Raw genomic sequence first — 18797 nt, 5'->3', positions numbered from 1 at the left:
GGTGCACGTCGGGCACAGCCGAGTACCCGCCGATCAGGACCGCGCACCGGAAGCGCATGAGCCGCTGCGCGCACCGCTGGGACCGGCCCGAGCTCGAGCTCGGCAGTGTGGATCGGTGCAACCCGAACTCCGTACCCGCGCCACCGAGGTCTTCGGCTGGACGCTCCGCCCCGACCAGGAGTCCGTCATCGACGCGGTGCTCGAACGCCGCGACGCCCTGGCGGTCATGCCCACCGGATCGGGGAAGTCCGCGATCTACCAGGTCGCCGGCCTCGGGCTGGACGGCCTCGTCGTGATCGTCTCCCCGCTCGTGGCGCTGCAGGAGGACCAGGTGGTCGGGCTCGAGCACCACTCCGACGCACCCCGAGCCGTCGCCCTGAACGCCACGAAGAAGGCACGGGACGTCGCCGATGCGTGGGACGCCGTCGCCTCGGGCGAGGTCGGCTACGTGTTCCTCGCCCCCGAACAGCTGGTGAAGGACGACGTGCTCGAGCGACTCCGCGATGCCGGGGTCGCGCTGGTCGCCGTCGACGAGGCGCACTGCATCTCGTCGTGGGGTCACGACTTCCGACCGGACTACCTGGCGCTCGGCGAGGTCGCGGAGCGCCTGGGCCGCCCGCCGGTGCTCGCCCTGACCGCGACGGGTTCCGCTCCGGTGCGGGACGACATCGTCGAGCGGCTCGGCATGCGCGACCCGTTCGTGCTCGCCTCGGGGTTCGACCGTCCCGGCATCCGGCTCGAGGTGGTCCGGCACGCCGAGGACGCCGAGAAGCGCCAGGCCGTGGTCGACCAGGTCGCCGAGCTCGACGGACCCACGGTCGTCTACGTCGCCACCCGCGCCGCGACCACGGAGTACGCCGACGCCCTCGCCGCCCGTGGTCGCCGCGCACAGCCGTACCACGCCGGCATGCGGGTGGCGGAGCGCGAGGCCGTGCACACCGGGTTCCTGGACGGCGACGTCGACGTGGTGGTCGCGACGAGCGCCTTCGGCATGGGCATCGACAAGCCCGACGTCCGGTACGTCGTGCACGCCGACGTCCCCGAGTCGATCGACGCCTACTACCAGGAGATCGGGCGGGCCGGGCGGGACGCCGAACCGGCCGGCGCCACCCTGCACTACCGCGCCGAGGACTTCGGCCTGCGCACGTTCTTCGCGTCCGGCTCGCCGCGACCCGCCTCGGTCCGGGCCGTGTTCGACGCCGTCCCGGCGATGGGTTCGATCGCCCGCTCCGCACTGGTGGAGGCCGCTGGCCTGTCGGCCCGTACCGCCGGTCGAGCACTCAACGCCCTGCTCGACGCCAGCGCCCTGCGCGACGACGTCGACGGTGTCTCCCGGGTGCCGGACGGCCCGCAGGACGCCGACCGTGCGGCACGTGCGACCGCCGACCGTGCCGCCGAACGGGAACGGGTCGAGGAGTCCCGTATCGCGATGATGCGCCAGCTCGCTGAGACGACCGGGTGCCGCCGGCAGTTCCTGCTCGGCTACTTCGGCGACGAGCTGCCGGAGCCGTGCGGGAACTGCGACACCTGCTCGTCCGGCACGGCTCGCGAGGCCTCCGCCCACGTCGCCGACGGTGCGAACGACGAAGCGTGGCCGCCGGATGCGCGCGTCGAGCACGCCGAGTGGGGAACGGGCGTGGTGATGAGCACGGAAGAGGACCGCATCACGGTGTTCTTCGAGTCTGCCGGCTACCGCACCCTCGCCCTCGCCGACGTCGAGCAACGCGACCTGCTCGAACGCGTCTGACCGAAACCAGGACGGATCACGCACGAAGCGCACCGGCCCGGACGACCCGGGCGGGGAAGGCGCGGTCGCTCGACCACCCGTCGGCGACCGCGCTCCACTCCCCCGAGCATCGGCGATGCTGCCGTGGCGGTGTGACCGGCAGGTGACGCCCGGGTGAACACGACACGAAACCGGACGGCCGCCAAGCGCCGGCGGGTAGGCAGGAAGCCCGCAACGGAAAGGAACCACCATGAGCGACCCCGGCATCAGCCCCGTCGACGACTTCGAGTCCCAGCAGCGTCGCGACGACGACATCGACCGTGAGCACGTCGGCCCGTACGAGGTGGACGAGGCCGAGGAGTCCCTCGAGACGGTGACGAACGACGCGGTCGCCGGCGAGACGGTCGAGCCGCAGCCCGGTGACGGCTCCGACGACGGTCCGACCGGTGGCTCCCCACGCGAGGGCTCGCCCGACCTGTGGGAGCACGAGAACGAGCAGGACGAGGACCGCGCCGACCTCGGCAACGACCTCGGCACGAAGCCGCTCTGAGCTGATCAGGCTCCCCCGGAACACGGCTCGGTAGCATCGGGCCGTGTTCCGACGACTCCGTGCCAGCGTCCGCAGCATGCCCTCGGCAGCGCGGCTGCTGGCGGTCGCGGCGATGCTCCTGGTCGCCGCCTCGGCGCACCTCGCCGCCCGCTCGGAACCCGGTGGCCGCTGGGTCCCGCTCCTCGTCGTCGGCGTTCTCGGTGCGGTCGTCACCGGGTCACCGGCCCGTCTCTGGCCGCTCCCCGCGATCTGGCTCGTCGCGACGCTCCTCGCCCTGACCGGTGACGTACCGGTCGATGCCTCGTGTGCACTGGTCGCCCTGGTCGTCGGCGCCGTGGCGCTCCTGGCGGCGAGCGCCGTGGACCTGTGGCCCGTCCTGCGGGCGCGACGCCGACGGGGTGCGGCGTGACCACCCCACGGCCTGGAGGCGCGACACACGACCCGCACCGTGCCTCCCGTCCGCCTGCTGGGCGCGTCCACGACCGTCACCTGCGTCGGTTCCTCGCCGACAGCACCCCCGTGGCCGCGGGCGGCCGCGCCATCCTGCTGCAGATCGCCGACCCGGTCGTCGCGGCCGGTGTCCGACGGCACTCGGACTTCGCCCGGCGACCCCAGCAGCGGCTCGCCCACACCCTGATGTTCGTCTACGCCGTGGTCATCGGCACGGAGACCGACTCGGCGACCGCGGCCGGCTTCGTCAACCGTGCGCACCGGCCCGTCGTCGGCGCCGACGACGTCGACCGGCAGCTCTGGGTGGCCGCCACCCTGTTCGACTCCGCCCGGCGGGCGCACGACCTGTTCGGCACACGCGTCTCCGCGGCCCGCGCCGAGCAGGTCCTCGCCGCCTACGCCCCGATCGCGACCGCGCTGCGGGTGCCGCCGGAGCGTTGGCCGACCTCGGTAGCGGCGTTCGACCGGTACTGGCAGCGGACGCTGGAGGGGCTCGAGGTCACCGACGACGCCCGCGGGGTCGTCCGCGACCTGCTGCACCCGCGGTTCGCGCCGCTGTGGGTGCGGGCGGCGATGCCCCTCGTCCGCATCGTGACCGTGGGGATGCTGCCGGAACGGGTGCGCACGGCGTACGGCTTCGCGTGGGGGCCGCGGGAGGAACGGCGTTTCCGGCACACCGTCCGGGTGGTGGCCGGGGTGCGGGCGCTGGTGCCGAGCGCGCTGCTGCGGCTGCCGGGTCCGTTGCTGCTGCGGGCGATGCGGCGGACCGCCGGGCGACACGTCACGTGACCCAGCTCGGTACGTCGCGCCGGACTCCCCGAGCGCTGACCGCCGGCGCACGGTTGGGTGGGTGCATGTCCTCTGCCCCGCTCTCCGGTGACGACTCCCTGCACCTGCCCGAGTTCGACGACCCGCACGCGGCCCTGCAGGCGTCCTGGCGCGAGACGATGCAGCAGCTCCGGTTCTCCGAGCTCGTGTCGGTGCAGGTCCCGACGCCGTGACACGTGGACACGGCGGGCGGCGATGACGACGTACGACCGGATCGCGTACCGGAACGGCACCAGCGCCCCGGCGACCGTCACGGTGGAGATGGACCTGACGAACCCAGACCGCCAGGCGCACTCCACCGTGACCGTGTCGCTGCTGGGCGTCGAGCACTCGGCCACGGCCGACGACGCCTTCGAGGCGCTGAGCCTGGTGCGCGCGGCACTCGACCGCGACGGCTGGCTCCTGGGTGTGCAGGGGGCTCGCGTCGACGTGTGGCCGAGCGGGATGGCACGCCAGCAGGGTGGTGGCCTGCGTGCGTACCGACACCGCCGCGGTCGTCGTCCACGCCTCGACGACCTGGTCGACGTGTTCGCCCCGGCCGACGGACGCCTCGGCACGGTGGAGGCACAGCGGGCGTTCGTCGGAGTGAAGCCGCTGGTCGCGCGACCAGAGGCCGTCGACGACACCGAGACGATCGCCACCTCGACGACGCTTGCTCCGAGCCCCTCCATCGACGGACGGCCTTCCCTGATCGATCGCCTCCTCGGTCGCGCGCAGCCGGCCTCGTGGTCGGCACCGCAACGGTGGACCGCCGTGCGGGCGACGCTCGGTGACGCCCTGACTCCGGCCGAGTGGGCGGAAGCGGAAGTGCTCGCCGGCACGGTACTGACCGGCAGGCGCCAACCGAGCACGCACCGGATCACCCGAGCGGTGGGTTGGGACGACGAGGACACCCGGTGGGCCGACCTCATCGACGTCGCGTTCGAACCGAACGGCACGATCGGCATCCGGGTGTTCCACAGGCGGTACGTCGAGCGTCCCGGAGCACCGTTCGAGGTGGTGCACGACACCCGCGTGGACGACCAGCCACCGACGGAGTTCCGCCCGAGCGGACTCGAGACGTCCACGCGTCAGGACCAGGTGGCCGCGCTCTGGCAGCACCTCCGTCGGCTCGCGCTGATCCCGGACGAGGCGCTGTCCGTCATGTTCTGGCCGGACCACGGACGTGTCCCGACCGGCAGCGACGCCGACCAGGGTCGAACCGTCACGTTCTCGGGCCTGGCGGACGGATCCGTCTGGAGCGTCCTCGTCAGTGCGGTCGGACATCTCCGCATCACCCGGACGCTGCCGTCCGTGACGTCCTGACGAGGCCGAGGTCGACCCCGGCGGACGACCCCTTTCGAACACCGAGCCCTCGGGCACGGTTGGGTGGGTACATGTCCTCTGCCCCGCTATCCGGTGACGACTCCCTGCACCTGCCCGAGTTCAACAGCCCGCCGGCGTCTCCGCTCGACCTCGCTCGCGACTGGCTGTCCGCGGCGCAGGACCGACAGGTCTCCGAGCCGTTGTCGATGACCCTCGCCACGGCCGGGGCCGACGGCCGTGTGTCCGCTCGCACCGTCGACGTGAAGCGCATCGAGGCGGACGGACTGGTCTTCGGCACGTCGGAGGACAGCCCGAAGGGGCGGCAGCTCGCCGAGAACCCGCACGCGGCCCTGCAGGCGTACTGGCGCGAGACGATGCAGCAGCTCCGGTTCGAGGGCCACGTCGTCCGGCTGTCGGACGCCGAGTCCGACGCCCTGTTCGCGGACCGCTCCCCGAAGTCACGCGCGGCGACGGCCATCGCGGACCAGTCGGCCGTGCTCGAGCCGCGGACGCTGCAGGACCTGATCGACGACGCGAACGACCTGCTCGACGACTCCGGCGACGACGTCCCCCGGCCTGCACGGTGGGTTGCCTGGCGTCTCGAGCCCGACATCGTGGAGTTCTGGCACGGCAGCCGCGACCGGATGCACCGACGACTGCAGTACGCACTCGCCGAGGGGACCTGGACGGCCACCCGCCTGCAGCCGTAGTCGGCGCGGCTCCCGCACCGAGAGCCCCCGCCCCTCTACCGCCCGATCGGGTTCGCCATCGCCCCCGCCCGGATGAGCGACGCCGACTGGTCCGCCAGGTCCACCATCGACAGGGTGTTCCGCAGCTGCAACCGGTTCAGACACGAGTGCTCGAACGTCGGCACCCGCAGGTCCAGGGGACGACGGCGGTCCGGGTGCGTGGCGGCGTGGGCGTCGATGCACTCCCCCACGACCTGCCAGAAGCGGGACTCCGGCAGCACCGCGTCGTCGTCGAGGATCGCGGCGACGAACCGCAGCACCCCGTCGAACACGTCGGTGAAGACCGCGAGCGCGGCCTCGTCGTCGGACACCGGGTGCACGATCCGGTCGATGTCGGCGGGGACCGGGCGGTCGTCGTGCCGACCGAGCACCGCGGCCTCCTCGCCGATGTCCTTCATCACGGCCCGGACCACGACGCCGTCGCGCACGACGAGCATCAGGTTCTCGCCGTGCGGCATGAACACCAGGTCGTGCACGGTCAGGCAGTGCACGACGGGCAGCAGGTAGGCGTCGAGCCAGCGCCGGACCCAGACGTCGGCGGGCAGACCAGAGGCCTCGATCAGCGCCGAGACCACGGCGTTCCCCGCGGCGTCCCGGTGCAGCAGCGCCGCCATCGTCAGCAGCCGCTCGCCGTCCGTCACCCGCGGCAGCGGGCTCTCCCGCCACAGGGCCGCGAGCATCTTGCGCTGCGGCGAGGACACGTCGACCCGGTGGTAGGCGTCCCCCGTGTAGCCGATGGCGGCGTGCTCCCGGAGCACCGAGAACCCGGCGGCGGCGAGCGTGGGGTCGGCGGAGACGATCGACTCGACCCAGTCGTTCACGGCCGGGGTGTTCCGCATGTACGCGGGCGACATCCCCCGCAGGAACCCCATGTTCTGCACGGCGAGCGCCGTCTTCACGTACGAGCGTGCCGGCTCGGTGCGGTTGAACGCGGTGCGGATGGACTGCTGCGGCTGGTACTCGTCGGGTCCCTCGCCCAGGTCGACCAGGTCCTGTCGGCCCAGGTCGGGCGCGAAGGTCACGGCGATCCGGTGCTGCCACTGCCACGGGTGCACGGGCAGCCAGACGTAGTCGTCGGGGTCGAGCCCGCGACGCTCCAGCGTGGCACGGAACCCGGCCGCGGCCACCGGCGACAGCTCTGCCTCCCAGTGCGCCTGCTCGGTCCGGTCGGCGGCGAGCGCCAGGTGCGTGTGCTCGCGTCGGGCGGCGAGCCACCGGTACCGGAACCGGCCGCCGGACTCCGGCGCGAACGCCCGGTACTCGTCGAGCCCGAACCCGATCCGGCCGTTGGCGGCGACGAACGCCGGGTGCCCCTCGGTCATCGCCGCCTCGACGTCCTGGAACGACGCGACGACGTCCTCGACGGACCCGGCCGATCCGGCCGATCCGGCCGACCCCAACGCCCCGGCCCCGCCTCGCCCCCGTGCCAGCTGCCCGGCCGACGGTCCGCCCCGCCGGTGCTTCGCCGCGGCACTCGCCAGCGTCGACGCGATCTCCTCCAGGTACGTGCCGAGCAACTCGTCGGGGATCCCGAGCACCGCGCGCAGCTCGAGCACGAGCTCCTGCGCGCTGAGCGGCGCCGGCACCCCCGCACGGGTCCGCGTCAGCGAGGCCTCGTCCATCGACCAGTGCTCGAGCACGTGCTGCCGCGCCCTGAACCGGTAGGTCGACTCCCCCGCGTCGAGCCGCCACCCGTCCCCGTCCGGCACGGGTGCGATCAGCCGTTCGTGGGTGAACTCCACGATCGTCTTCGCGACGAGGTGCCGTTCGGCGGGTTCCAGGTGCTCGGGCCGCAGGTGTGCGGCCGGCCCGTCGTCGTCGGGGACGCCGATCCGGTCGGTGTCGAGCACCGACAGCAGGGCCCGCTTGCCGGCGACGTCCACCTGTCGCAGGGCGCGGAACCCGACCTCGGCGTTCTTCACCTGCACCGCGGTGTTCCGCACGTCGGGTTCGACGACGACCCGGCGCGCGCCGAGGGCGTCCCGGCAGTGCTCGACGACGGCACGCATCACCGCGCTGGTCAGTCCGTGGACACGACCCTCGGCGGGCACCGGCGCGACGAGCAGGTGCATGCCGACGTCGCCGGGTTCGGCCGCCCACACGTCGGTGAGCAGGACGGCGGAGGGGTCGTAGGTCTCCGCCAGGAAGCACGGCTCACCGTTCCGGCGGCCGAGCCACGCTGCCTGCGCGGGGTCCGCCTGCACGCCGACCAGGTAGGCGCGCACCCGGTCCACGTCGAGGTCGCCCATCTCCCACCACGACGACGCCGGGTCGGCGAGCCACGACTGCACGACGGCGGCGTCGCGTTCCGGGTCCACGGGCTCGACGGTCAGGAGGCCCGGCTCGGCTCCCCCGGGCGCGGTCGCGTCCGGCGCCGTGGTGGTCACGGTCGTGCTCATGCGGAGACCTCCGCGGGCTCGGTCGCGGGGCGGGCCGGCGCGCGCTCCGCGGCGCCCGGGTGGGCGGTGGACGGCACTGCTGCTGACTGCCCCGAGGCGGGCAGGCCGAACTCCTGGAAGGCGATCCGGGCCTCCAGGCCGTACACGGGGCGACCCGTGACGGACCGGATGATCGACGCGTTCCGCCACGCACCCATGCCGAGGTCGGGCGCGGTCAGGCCGTGCGTGTGCTCCTCGGCGTTCTGCACCCAGATGCGCCCGCCCAGGGTGTCGACGTGGTGATCGCGGGCGACCGCCAGGCGACCGCGGGAGTCGCGGGCGACGAGGTGCTCGACCGGGTCGAGGAACCGCGGGACCCGCGGGGTGTACCCGGTGGCCAGCACCAGCTGCTCGACCTCGTGCTCGTACGTCTGGTCGAGCTGCTCGTGGCGGAGCGTCAGGCGGTACGTGCCGCGGTCGGCGAGCCAGGCGGCGTCGACGACGCTCGTCTCGGTCCGGAGCGTCGTCGGGACGGGGCCGCGCGCACTGATCCGGTAGAGCTGGTCGTACAGGTCGTCGACCAGGTCGGCGCTGATGCCCTTGTACAGGCCACGCTGTTCCCGCCCCAGGCGATCGCGGACGGCTTCGGGCAGCCCGTGGAAGTGGTCCGTGTACTCCGGGCTCGTCATCTCGAGGGTGAGCTTGGTGTCCTCCATCGGGAAGAACCGGGGCGAGCGTGTGATCCAGTCGAGGCGGTAGCCGTCCTGCCGGATGTCCTCGAGCAGTTCGCGGTAGACCTCGGCGGCGGACTGCCCGCTGCCGACGACGGCGATGGACCCGGCGTCGCGCAGGGCGTCGCGGTTCGGCAGGAACTCGGCGGAGTGGACTGCCGGTCCGCCGATCCCGTGCAACGGGGCGGGGACGGACGGCTCGGTGCCGATGCCCACGACGACGTGGTGTGCGCGGTACGTCTCGGGACCCTGATCGGTCTCGGCGTGCACCGTGAACGTGTCGGTGACCGGGTCGTGCTCGACGGCGGTCACCCGGCGGCCCCACCGCAGGGTGTCGAGCCGGTCGGCGGCCCAGCGGCAGTAGGCGTCGTACTCGCTGCGCAGGGGGTGGAAGTCCTCGCGGATGTAGAACGGGTACAGGCGCCCGGTCTCCTTGAGCCAGGCGAGGAACGAGAACGGCGAGGTCGGGTCGGCCATCGTCACCAGGTCGGCGAGGAACGGCACCTGGATCGTGGCGTCGTCGAGCATCATGCCGTGGTGCCAGGCGAAGCGGTCGGCGGCGTCGAGGAACACCGCGTCGACGTCGGCGATCGGGTCGGTCAGGCAGGCGAGGCCGAGGTTGAACGGGCCGATGCCGATGCCGACGACGTCGTGCACGGTGGGGTCGGCAGCGGTGCGGTCGGCAGTGGTGGGGTCGGCGGCGGTGCGGTCGGCGGCGGTGCGGTCGGCGGTCATCGGTTCGCTCCCTCGGTCTCGGTGGTGGCTGCGCGCACCCGGGCGGCCGTCGCGACGACGTGCTCCAGCGACGCGCGCATCTGCTCCGGGGTGGTCTCGGGGTTGAGCAGCGTGAGCTTGTTGCACGGCCGGCCGTCGATGACCGTCTTGGCGATGAGCACCCGGCCCTCGGCGAGCAGGGCCGAGCGGATCGGGGCGACCAGCGCGTCGGCGGCCTCGTCCGTCATGCCGGCGGGCTGCCAGCGGAACAGCACCGTGCTGAGCTGCGTCGGCGCGACGAGCACCAGGTCGGGGTGCTCCTCGACGATCCGGTGGGTGACCACGGCGAGGTCGATGACGGCGTCGAACGCGGCCCCGATCGCGTCGGCACCCGTCGCCCGCAGGGTGGCCCAGAGCTTCAGGGCGTCGAACCGGCGGGTGGTCTGCAGCGACTTGTCGACCTGGTTCGGCTCGGCGGCGTCCTCGGGGTTCAGGTAGTCGGCGTACCAGGCGGTGCGGCGCAGGTCCTCCGGGCACTGCACGAGCAGGGCGCTCGACGACACCGGCTGGAAGAACGACTTGTGCAGGTCGGCGGTCACGCTCCGGGCCCGTTCGACGCCGTCGAGCAGGTGCCGGCGGGTCGGGGACACGAGCAGCCCGCAGCCGTACGCGGCGTCGACGTGCAGCCAGACTCCCTCGAGATCACAGACGTCCGCGATCGGCTCGAGCGGGTCGATCACCCCGCGGTCGGTGGTGCCGGCGGTGGCGACGACGGCCATCGGCGTCTGCCCGGATGCGCGGGCGGCGGCGATCGCCTCGGCGAGGGCGGCGGGCACCATCCGGCCGGCGTGGTCGGTGGCGACGGCGACCACGGCCTCGAGCCCGAGCAGCCGCGCCGACTTCGCGATGCTGAAATGGGTCTCCGCGGTCGTGAACACGGTGCCGCTGGTGCCCAGGGCTTCGCGCGCCAGCAGCAGGGCCTGCAGGTTCGACTGCGAGCCGCCCGAGGTGAAGATGCCGTCACCCGCGGCGAACCCGATCCGACCGGCGAGCCAGGCGACGACGTGCCGCTCGATCTCGGTGCCGATCCGGGACTGGTCCCAGGTGTCGACCGACGGGTTCACGGCGGCCAGGACCGACTCGGCGGCGACCGCGGGCAGCGCGACCGGACAGTTCAGGTGCGCGAGGTACGCCGGGTCGTGGAACCAGACGGCCTCACGGACGAACAGCTCGTCGAGTTCGGCGAGCGCGCGGTCCGTCCCGAGGGGTTCGGCGTCGAGGTCGACGTCCTGCACCCGGGCCCGGAGGACCTCGGGAGCGGTGTCGGTCGTCGGACGGTCGGCGGCGGCGAAGCGGTCGGCCAGACGGTCCACCGTGGACGTCACGGCGGAGCGGTAGCGCTCGGCGGTGGCGGTGGTCAGGAGTTCGATGGGAGGTGTCACGTTAGGTAAGGCTAACCTCACAAAGTGTGATCGTGCCACCCGAACGAGGGGCGCACCGAACGGCCGGGCGTGTCAGACGCCCGTCTGCCGGCGGGGCGTCAGGCGTTCATGAACTCGTTCGGCTGCAGCGCCCGGCCGACGATGCGCACGTCGCCGATCGACCCGACGAAGACGTTGTCGAGCTTGCCGCCGTAGCGGTAGCCACCGAGCAGCCACGGCTTGCCGAGCGTGCTCAGACCGCGGTTCGGGGTGGACGGGTTCCGCACGACCGGGCACCCGTCGACGTACAGCACGGTGTGCGTCCCGTCGTTCACCACGGCCACGTGCCACCAGGCCCCGAGCGGCAACTCGTGCCCCCAGTTCGTCAGTGATCCGTCCTGGCTCGCCGGGTACACGCACCACTGCAGTTCGCGGTCCCCCGACAGGCTCAGGGTCACGGCAGGTTCGTCCGGGTCACCGTCGGCTCCGGTCGCCTTCCCCACCTGACCGGCGCTCGAGTACTGCGACAGCAGGGCGCTGAACCCGTTCGCGCTCGGGTCGAACGTGGTCGGCAGCGCGAAGAACGCCTCGACCGTGTAGCCGTGGGGGAACCGGGTCCGGTTGAGCGGAGCCGCGTCGACGGTCTGCAGGTGGTCCCCACCGGTCTTGCCGCCCTGCAGCGCGAGGCCGCCGGCGCCCGGCTGGTCGGGATGGTGCGCCGCCGTCCAGCGCAGCGCCCCCGCGACGGCACCGGTCCGGCGAGCGACCACCAGGTCGTTCCCCCGCCCGCTCTGGTCGCGCACCCGCGTCGTCGGCGCGAGCGCCGCCCCGTCCGGGTTGCCGTCGAACCGCCAGTACGCCAGCGTCCCCGGCACCAGCATGCGTGCCGCCTGCCGGGAGGCCCGTGGTGCGACCGGCGCGAACCCCGCGAAGCGTGCGTCGAAGTCCACCGCCATGGTGAAGCGGTCGACGTCACCGCTGAGGGCGGTCTCCTGGGCCGCGAGCTCGTTCGTCTCGCCGAGCCCACCGGCGAGCAGGAACGGCGACAGTGTCTCGACGTCGATGACGTTCCGCTCGAGGTCGACGTGGTACAGCCGGATCATGGCCGCTCCGCCGTAGTAACGGTTCTGGTAGTTGGTCAGGTGCAGGGCGACGTCGTGCCCGACGGCGTTCTTCGCCGTCGTGCGGCCCGGACCCCAGTAGTGCCCGTTGAGCGTCAGGAACACCTGGTCGTGCTTCGAGATGAAGGAGTCCCAGAGCTGCTGGCCGTAGGGGTCGAACGCCGCTCCACCGCTGGCGTCCGAGTCGACGAGGGCGTGCGTCGTGAGGATGACCGGGGCGTGCGGCCGGGCCGCGAGCACGGAGCTGGCCCAGGCGAGCCCGCTCGCGCTCGTCCGCCAGTCGAGCGCCAGGACGACCCACTCGCGGCCGGCCGCGGTGAACCGGTGAGCGGTGTTGTAGCCGTCCGGGCTCGAACCGATCCAGCCCGGGGCCCTCCGGAACCGCTGCGGGCCGAACACGTCGAGGTACGGGGTTCGGCCACGCTGGTCGTCGGTCGAGGAGTCGACGTCGTGGTTGCCGGCGAGCACGCTGTAGGGCGCGCCGGCACGGTCGAGCACGTCGAAGACCGCGCCGGACGCACGCATCTCGGACGCCGCACCGTTCTGCGTCAGGTCGCCGAGGTGGACGAGGAACACCGTGTTGTGCCGGGCCTGCTCGCGGACGACGTACTCGAGCGAGGCGCGCATCGGCGCCGGGTCGACCGCGGCGCCGTCGAACATGTACTGCGTGTCCGGCATCACGGCGACGGTGAAGCGTGGCGAGGTCGTGTCGGGGCGCCACCGTCCGGTGTGCCCGCGCGCCACCGCCACCTGAGCGGCCTCGGCCGATCCGCCGAGCGCCGCCGGGGCGACAACGGGTGCCGCGGTCAGCGCATCGGCGACGGCCGGGGCGCCGCCGAAGCCGTTCGACGCCACGAGACCGGCGGCACCGGCGAGTCCGGACCCGACCAGGAAGCCCCGGCGGGAGACCGGGATGCGCTTGCTGCGGTCTCCGGCGTGGTCGTGGGCGTCGTCGCGATCGTCAGGGCTGTTCTGCACAGCACCGCACCGTACGGACCGCGGGGGAACGCCCCGGGTCCGTCCCGTGAACTCCAGACCGGCTGCGGCTGCCGGTTCGGTGTGGACCGGTGAGGGCTCCTACAGCTTCTCGATCGGGGCGATCTTGATGAGGAGCTTCTTGCGGCCCGCGGAGTCGAACGCGATCTCAGCGATGCGCTTGGCTCCCTGACCCGTCACCGCGGACACCGTGCCCTCGCCGAAGTCGACGTGCTTGATGCGGTCGCCGGCGACGAGTTCCATGTCGCCGTTGTCGCGCACCTGCCCGGACACCCGGTTCGCCCACTCGGTCTTCGGGCGGGTCTTGGACGCTGCCGCTGCGCGGTCGTACGAGCCGCCGCCCCAGCCACCACCACCGCGGTAGCCCCCGCCGCCGCCACCGCCGCCGAAGCCGCCGTCGCGCTTGGCGTTCAGGGCGCGGGGCTGCGTGCCACCACGGCTGTTCGCCATGCCCGGGGACTGCTTCCACTCAATGAGCCCCTCGGGGATCTCCTGCAGGAAGCGCGAGGGCATCGCCACGTTCACGTCGCCGAACTGGGCACGGGTCATCGCGAGGGACAGGAACAGGACCTTCTTGGCGCGGGTGATGCCCACGTAGAACAGCCGGCGCTCTTCCGACGGCCCGCCGGGCTCGTTGGCGGACATCCGGTGCGGGAGTAGGTCTTCCTCGACGCCGGTCAGGAACACCGCGTCGTACTCCAAGCCCTTCGCGGTGTGCAGCGTCATGAGCGACACCGTGCCCGACGAGTCGTCGAGCTCGTCCGCCGCGGCGACCAGCGAGACCTCGGTCAGGAAGTCCGACAGCGTGCCGTCGGGGTTGTTCTTCTGGAACTCACGCGTCACGGCCACGAGCTCGTCGATGTTGTCGGCACGGGCGGCGTCCTGCGCGTCGGGCGACTTCCGCAGGTTGTCGAGCAGGCCGGAACCGTCGAGCAGCTGCGTCAGGGTGTCGACCACCGGCTGCGTCGGGGCCTTCTCGGACACGGAGTCGAGCAGCGCCGCGAACTCGGTGATGGCGTTCCGCACCTTCGGCCCGAACCCGAGCTCACCCGCGTGCCGCAGGGCGTCGCGCATCGTGGTCTCGTGCTCGTCGGCGTAGCGCTGGAGCGTGGTCTCGGTGACCGAGCCGATGCCGCGCTTGGGCACGTTGAGGATGCGGCGCAGGGCCATCGGGTCGGCCGGGTTGGCGACGGTGATCAGGTACGCCATGGCGTCCTTGATCTCGGCGCGCTCGTAGAACTTCGTGCCGCCGAGCACCCGGTACGGGATCGCCGCACGGATGAAGATCTCCTCCAGCGCACGGGTCTGCGAGTTGGTCCGGTAGAACACCGCCATGTCGCGGTAGTCCATGCCGTCTTCACGCAGGCGCTGGATCTCGTCGGCGACGAACTGCGCCTCGTCGTGGCCGGTGTACCCGGTGAAGCCGACGATCTTCTCGCCGGCACCGACGTCGGTGAACAGGCTCTTCGCCTGGCGGTCGAAGTTGTTCGCGATGACGGCGTTCGCCGCGTCGAGGATGTTCTGCGTCGAGCGGTAGTTCTGCTCGAGCAGGATCGTCTTGGAGTTCGGGAAGTCCCGCTCGAACTCGACGATGTTGCGGATGTCCGCCCCGCGGAACGCGTAGATCGACTGGTCGGAGTCGCCGACCACCGTCAGGGACGCGGGGGCGATCGACCCGTCGGTCTCCCGCATCCGGGCGACGTGCTGGCCGGAGTCCTCGAGCTTGTCGACCTGTTCGACCGGCACCGGGCGGGTGAGCTCACGGATCAGGGCGTACTGGGCGTGGTTCGTGTCCTGGTACTCGTCGACCAGGATGTACCGGAAGCGGCGCTGGTACAGGGCGGCGACGTCCGGGAAGGCCCGGAACAGGAACACCGTCTGGCCGATGAGGTCGTCGAAGTCGAACGCGTTCGCCCGGCGGAGTTCGTTCGTGTAGCGCCGGAACACCTCGGTGAACATGACCTCTTGCGGGTCGTTCACGTTGATGTTGCGCGCGTAGGTGTCGATGTCCTGCAGCTCGTTCTTGAGCTTCGAGATCTTCGACGCCGCGGCACCGACGGTCAGCCCGAGGGAGTCGGCCTCGAGCTCCTTGATGATCCGCTTCAGCAGCGCCTTGGAGTCGGCGGAGTCGTAGATCGTGAACGACTGCGGGAACCCGAACCGCTCGGCTTCGCGCCGCAGGATGCGCACGCACGCCGAGTGGAACGTGGAGATCCACATCCCCTCGGCCTCGCCACCGACCAGGGCCCGGACACGCTCGCGCATCTCGGCCGCGGCCTTGTTCGTGAACGTGATCGCCAGGATCTGCGACGGCCAGGCTTCGCGGTTGGCGAGCAGCAGTGCGATGCGGCGGGTGAGCACGCTCGTCTTGCCGGAACCGGCACCGGCCACGATCAGCAGGGACTCGCCGCGGTACTCGACGGCTTCCTTCTGCTGGGGGTTCAGACCCGCGGTGAACGGGTCTTCGTACGCGCGGGCACCGGCGCCCGGTTCGGGCGTCGATTCGAAGGGGTCGAGCACGATCGTCATGTCCGGGACAGTCTAGGCGGGACCCCCGACAGCGGACCGGGCGAGCACCGCCAGGTCCGGGTGGTCGGCGAACACCCCGTCGAGTCCGGTGCGGATCACGGACGTGAACCACCGCTCCCAGTCGCCGAACGCCGCGACGTCGCCACCACGACGCAGCGGCGACGGCAGGAACCGGTTCTCCGGCCGGAGCGTCCACGTGTACACCGCGAGCCCGGCGGCGTGAGCGCGGTCGACGATCGCGCTGCGCACCGGCGTCGGGTCGTCGAGCGCGACGCTGTCGACGCCGGCCATCAGGGTGCCGAGGTCGACGCTGATGCCGTGGAACTCGGTCGCGAACGACGCGAGCGCGTCCTCGGAACGCTCGGCGGCGTAGGTGGGGGCGAGCGATCCGTGGGACGCGACCTCGTCCGCGGCGCTGCCACGGGCCTCCTGGAGGTACACGAGCCGACCACCGGTCCCCCGCTCGCGCAGGTCGCGCAGCACGCCCTTCTCGAAGCTCTCCACCGTGAGCCGCTCGTCCTGCCGCCACCCGGCCTCGCCGAGCGCGGCGTCGACGAGTCCACCCATCGGGAACCCGGCGCTGTCGAAGTACGCGGCGTGCTTGACCTCGGCGACGAGCCCGACCGGGCGGGGTGCGGCGTCGAGGATCGCGAGCAGGTCGACGAGCCGCAGGATCGGCTGCGCACCGTCGTGCTCGGCGGATCCCGGGCGCAGCACCGGCAGGCGCTCGCGGGTACGGAGCGTCTGCAGCTCGGCCCACGTGAAGTCCTCGGTGAACCAGCCCGTCAGGGTCTGGCCGTCGACGGTCTTCGTCGTGCGCAGGTGCCGGAACTCCGGGTGGTCGACGACGTCCGTGGTGCCCGAGACCTCGTTCTCGTGCCGGAGCACCAGCACGCCGTCCCTCGTGGGCACCAGGTCCGGTTCGATCGCGTCGGCACCGAGCTCGATCGCGAGTTCGTACGCGCTCCGCGAGTGCTCGGGACGGTAGCCGGACGCACCACGGTGGGCGATCACGAGGGTCATGGCGCGACCCTACTTGCCGCGGGTGACCAGCGGGGCGCCTGTGTCGCAGGACACACCCGTGGCTCCGGGGGCCGTCGTTCCCAGGGACGGCACCGAGCATCACCGCATGACCGTCCGTTCGCTCTCCACCGCCGTCGAGGCCCGGATCGACCGGGCCGCACGCCGTCTGCTCGACGCCGGGCACCAACCGCACCGGCCCGTCCGGGTGTTCGTCAGCGAGTTCCTGGTGTTCGGCGCGAAGCAGGCTTGGGCGTGCGCGTTCGGGGCGCTGCTGCTCACGACCATGGCCGTGGTGCACCTGGCCGTGCCGGCGGCGATGCGGAACGACGTCCTGACGATCGCGGCCGTGCTGCTGCAGGTCGGGATGCTCGTGTTCGGGCTCGAGACCGTGCGCGAACTCCGGGTCGTGCTGCTGTTCCACGTCGTCGGCACCGCGATGGAGGTGTTCAAGACCCACATGGGCTCGTGGACCTACGAACCCGGAGGGCTGTTCGTCCTCGCCGGGGTGCCGCTGTTCTCGGGGTTCATGTACGGCGCCGTCGGGTCGTACATGGTCAGGGTCTACCGACTGTTCGACCTGCGGTTCGACCGGTACCCGCGGCAGTGGCTGCTGGCGGTCGTGGCGGGCGGGATCTACCTGAACTTCTTCGGCCACCACTTCGTCGCCGACGCCCGGTACCTGCTGCTCGCGCTCGTGCTGCTGCTCTTCGCCCGCACGACCATGCACGTCCGGATCCACCGGGCGACGCTGCGGATGCCCGTGCTCGTCGCGATGGGACTCGTCGCGGTGTTCATCTGGGCGGCGGAGAACGTCGCGACCTGGGCCGGGGCGTGGAGCTACCCGGCGCAGCTCGCGGTGTGGCAGCCGGTGGCACCGGCGAAGATCGTGGCGTGGTTCCTGCTCATGACGATCTCGGTCGCGCTCGTCACCTGGCTCTACCCGGCGCTGCCGTCCGGACGGGTGGGCTCGACGGCGGACTCTCGACGTCCTCGGGGCGCGCGTGCAGCGGGCGACCCTAGGCTTCCCCCGTCGGGGCCCGCTGGGCCCGCGTCCGCTCGCCGCGAATCCTCAGCCTTCCGCGACCGAGCGCCCCTAGGCTGAGAGGACTCGAATCTCCTAGGAAGAGGACACCATGGCCTTCAAGCCCGGTTTCGACCAGTCCCCCGCCTTCAACGCACAGGGGGCAAACACCTGGGGCGGGCGCGGTGCTGGTCAGCAGCAGGCCGGCTGGGGACAGACCCCGCAGCAGGCCCAGGGCGGCATGACCCCCGAGCAGCTGCAGTACATGTACGACCGCCCGACTGCGTCCCCGGTGGACACCGACCGCATGTCGTACGAGGACACCATCGTCAAGACGCTCCTCGCCTTCGGCGTGCTCGTCGTCGGCGCGGTGGCCGGTTGGAACCTGCCGCCGGTCGTCTGGATCGTCGGCGCGCTCGTCGGGTTCGTCCTGGCGCTCGTCAACACCTTCAAGAAGAAGCCGTCGCCGGGTCTGATCCTGACGTACGCGTTCTTCGAGGGGCTGTTCGTCGGCGGTATCTCGAACTACTTCCAGACCGCGTTCCCCCAGGCCGACGGCATCGTCGCGCAGGCCGTGTTCGGCACGCTCGGTGTGTTCTTCGTCACCCTGCTCCTGTTCCGCTCGGGCAAGGTCCGCGCGACCCCGAAGGCCACGCGCTTCTTCTTGATCGCGATGGTCGGGTACATGGCGTTCTCCCTCGTGAACCTGGTCCTGATGTGGACCGGCGTCACCCAGAGCGCGTTCGGCCTGATGGGCGTGACGCTCTTCGGCATCCCGCTCGGGGTCCTCATCGGCGTGTTCGTCGTACTGATGGCCGCGTACTCGCTGATCCTCGACTTCGACCAGATCAAGACCGGTGTCGAGCGCGGCGCACCCCGCATCTACGCCTGGACCGCGGCGTTCGGCCTCATCGTGACGCTCGTCTGGCTGTACCTCGAGATCCTGCGCATCCTCGCCATCATCGCGAGCAGCTCGCGCAACTAGTACCACCGCACACGCGAAGGGCCCCGGCGCTGCCGGGGCCTTTCGTCGTTCCCGGGCCGGTGGTCGGCGGCAGTGGGGGCGGTGCGGGGCGGGGCGGTGCGGGGCGGTGGCGGCCCGAGTGGCGGTCCCGGCGTCGGTCCCAGCGGTCACAACACCCCGCCGGTCGCCCGCCGAGTGGTCACGAAGTGTCGTCCGGGCCGGGGCCAGCCGACACTTCGTGACCACTCGGCACCGGGCCCGCGGGGTGTTGTGACCACTCGACGGACCCGG

At 71.9% G+C, this 18797-nt stretch carries 15 protein-coding genes; 9 read left to right on the top strand and 6 right to left on the bottom strand.

The features are described 5' to 3' along the window. The first annotated feature begins 115 nt into the window (after window positions 1–115). From HQQ79_RS05415 to HQQ79_RS05385, 7 genes are all read left to right on the top strand, one after another. Window positions 116–1747 (top strand): RecQ family ATP-dependent DNA helicase, encoded by a 1632-nt coding sequence (locus tag HQQ79_RS05415; protein ID WP_173032815.1) that lies wholly within the window; start codon window positions 116–118, stop codon window positions 1745–1747. 229 nt (window positions 1748–1976) lie between these two features. After that, complete coding sequence (locus HQQ79_RS05410) at window positions 1977–2276, top strand: hypothetical protein (RefSeq protein ID WP_035809242.1); 300 nt, start codon at window positions 1977–1979, stop codon at window positions 2274–2276. Between the two features lie 43 nt (window positions 2277–2319). Continuing rightward, window positions 2320–2685 (top strand): hypothetical protein, encoded by a 366-nt coding sequence (locus tag HQQ79_RS05405; protein WP_173032813.1) that lies wholly within the window; start codon window positions 2320–2322, stop codon window positions 2683–2685. After that, window positions 2682–3515 (top strand): oxygenase MpaB family protein, encoded by an 834-nt coding sequence (locus tag HQQ79_RS05400; RefSeq protein ID WP_173032810.1) that lies wholly within the window; start codon window positions 2682–2684, stop codon window positions 3513–3515. Before HQQ79_RS05405 ends, HQQ79_RS05400 begins: the two co-directional genes overlap by 4 nt. A gap of 65 nt (window positions 3516–3580) precedes the next feature. Continuing rightward, window positions 3581–3727 carry a hypothetical protein gene (locus tag HQQ79_RS05395; RefSeq protein WP_173032808.1) on the top strand — a complete coding sequence of 49 codons (147 nt, stop codon included), beginning with the start codon at window positions 3581–3583 and terminating at the stop codon, window positions 3725–3727. A gap of 22 nt (window positions 3728–3749) precedes the next feature. Next, window positions 3750–4859 (top strand): hypothetical protein, encoded by a 1110-nt coding sequence (locus HQQ79_RS05390; RefSeq protein WP_173032806.1) that lies wholly within the window; start codon window positions 3750–3752, stop codon window positions 4857–4859. 71 nt (window positions 4860–4930) lie between these two features. After that, window positions 4931–5569 (top strand): pyridoxal 5'-phosphate synthase, encoded by a 639-nt coding sequence (locus HQQ79_RS05385; RefSeq protein WP_173032804.1) that lies wholly within the window; start codon window positions 4931–4933, stop codon window positions 5567–5569. A gap of 35 nt (window positions 5570–5604) precedes the next feature. On the opposite strand, the gene HQQ79_RS05380 is transcribed toward HQQ79_RS05385, so the two are convergent. The 6 genes from HQQ79_RS05380 to HQQ79_RS05355 all read right to left on the bottom strand — a co-directional run bounded on the left by HQQ79_RS05380 (window position 5605) and on the right by HQQ79_RS05355 (window position 16521). Next, complete coding sequence (locus tag HQQ79_RS05380) at window positions 5605–8007, bottom strand: GNAT family N-acetyltransferase (protein WP_173032802.1); 2403 nt, start codon at window positions 8005–8007, stop codon at window positions 5605–5607. After that, entirely contained in the window at window positions 8004–9452 is a 1449-nt protein-coding gene (locus HQQ79_RS05375; protein ID WP_173032800.1) for a lysine N(6)-hydroxylase/L-ornithine N(5)-oxygenase family protein, read from the bottom strand. The genes HQQ79_RS05380 and HQQ79_RS05375 overlap by 4 nt, the downstream gene beginning before the upstream one ends. Continuing rightward, window positions 9449–10873, bottom strand: a complete 1425-nt coding sequence (locus HQQ79_RS05370; protein WP_173032799.1) for a pyridoxal-dependent decarboxylase — start codon at window positions 10871–10873, stop codon at window positions 9449–9451. Before HQQ79_RS05370 ends, HQQ79_RS05375 begins: the two co-directional genes overlap by 4 nt. Window positions 10874–10971: 98 nt before the next feature. After that, window positions 10972–12951: a LamG-like jellyroll fold domain-containing protein gene (locus tag HQQ79_RS05365; RefSeq protein WP_173032797.1), complete on the bottom strand. Its 1980-nt coding sequence runs from the start codon at window positions 12949–12951 to the stop codon at window positions 10972–10974. Window positions 12952–13050: 99 nt separating this feature from the next. Beyond that, window positions 13051–15498: an ATP-dependent helicase gene (locus HQQ79_RS05360; RefSeq protein WP_173032795.1), complete on the bottom strand. Its 2448-nt coding sequence runs from the start codon at window positions 15496–15498 to the stop codon at window positions 13051–13053. 12 nt (window positions 15499–15510) lie between these two features. After that, the gene (locus HQQ79_RS05355) at window positions 15511–16521 is read right to left on the bottom strand and encodes a glycerophosphodiester phosphodiesterase family protein (RefSeq protein ID WP_173032793.1); all 1011 of its coding nucleotides are present in this window, start codon (window positions 16519–16521) and stop codon (window positions 15511–15513) included. Window positions 16522–16627: 106 nt separating this feature from the next. Between HQQ79_RS05355 and HQQ79_RS05350 the strand changes: the two genes are divergently transcribed. Beyond that, on the top strand, window positions 16628–17623 hold the full coding sequence (locus tag HQQ79_RS05350) for a DUF817 domain-containing protein (RefSeq protein WP_173032791.1): 996 nt from the start codon (window positions 16628–16630) through the stop codon (window positions 17621–17623). 31 nt (window positions 17624–17654) lie between these two features. Then, window positions 17655–18527 (top strand): Bax inhibitor-1/YccA family protein, encoded by an 873-nt coding sequence (locus HQQ79_RS05345; RefSeq protein ID WP_027466689.1) that lies wholly within the window; start codon window positions 17655–17657, stop codon window positions 18525–18527. The last annotated feature ends 270 nt before the right edge of the window (window positions 18528–18797 follow it).

It is taken from the genome of Curtobacterium sp. VKM Ac-2852 (assembly GCF_013205045.1).
Classification (GTDB): Bacteria; Actinomycetota; Actinomycetes; order Actinomycetales; family Microbacteriaceae; genus Curtobacterium; species Curtobacterium flaccumfaciens.
Note: the sequence above shows the minus strand (reverse complement) of the source record. Positions and strands in the feature narration are given on the sequence as shown.

What these genes read in the sequence shown, in the direction of transcription:
- HQQ79_RS05410 (WP_035809242.1), top strand. Translation starts at nt 1,977, where the DNA reads ATGAGCGACCCCGGCATCAGCCCCGTCGACGACTTCGAGTCCCAGCAG.
- HQQ79_RS05395 (WP_173032808.1), top strand. Translation starts at nt 3,581, where the DNA reads ATGTCCTCTGCCCCGCTCTCCGGTGACGACTCCCTGCACCTGCCCGAG.
- HQQ79_RS05390 (WP_173032806.1), top strand. Translation starts at nt 3,750, where the DNA reads ATGACGACGTACGACCGGATCGCGTACCGGAACGGCACCAGCGCCCCG.
- HQQ79_RS05385 (WP_173032804.1), top strand. Translation starts at nt 4,931, where the DNA reads ATGTCCTCTGCCCCGCTATCCGGTGACGACTCCCTGCACCTGCCCGAG.
- HQQ79_RS05380 (WP_173032802.1), bottom strand. Translation starts at nt 8,007, where the DNA reads ATGAGCACGACCGTGACCACCACGGCGCCGGACGCGACCGCGCCCGGG.
- HQQ79_RS05375 (WP_173032800.1), bottom strand. Translation starts at nt 9,452, where the DNA reads ATGACCGCCGACCGCACCGCCGCCGACCGCACCGCCGCCGACCCCACC.
- HQQ79_RS05360 (WP_173032795.1), bottom strand. Translation starts at nt 15,498, where the DNA reads ATGACGATCGTGCTCGACCCCTTCGAATCGACGCCCGAACCGGGCGCC.
- HQQ79_RS05355 (WP_173032793.1), bottom strand. Translation starts at nt 16,521, where the DNA reads ATGACCCTCGTGATCGCCCACCGTGGTGCGTCCGGCTACCGTCCCGAG.
- HQQ79_RS05350 (WP_173032791.1), top strand. Translation starts at nt 16,628, where the DNA reads ATGACCGTCCGTTCGCTCTCCACCGCCGTCGAGGCCCGGATCGACCGG.
- HQQ79_RS05345 (WP_027466689.1), top strand. Translation starts at nt 17,655, where the DNA reads ATGGCCTTCAAGCCCGGTTTCGACCAGTCCCCCGCCTTCAACGCACAG.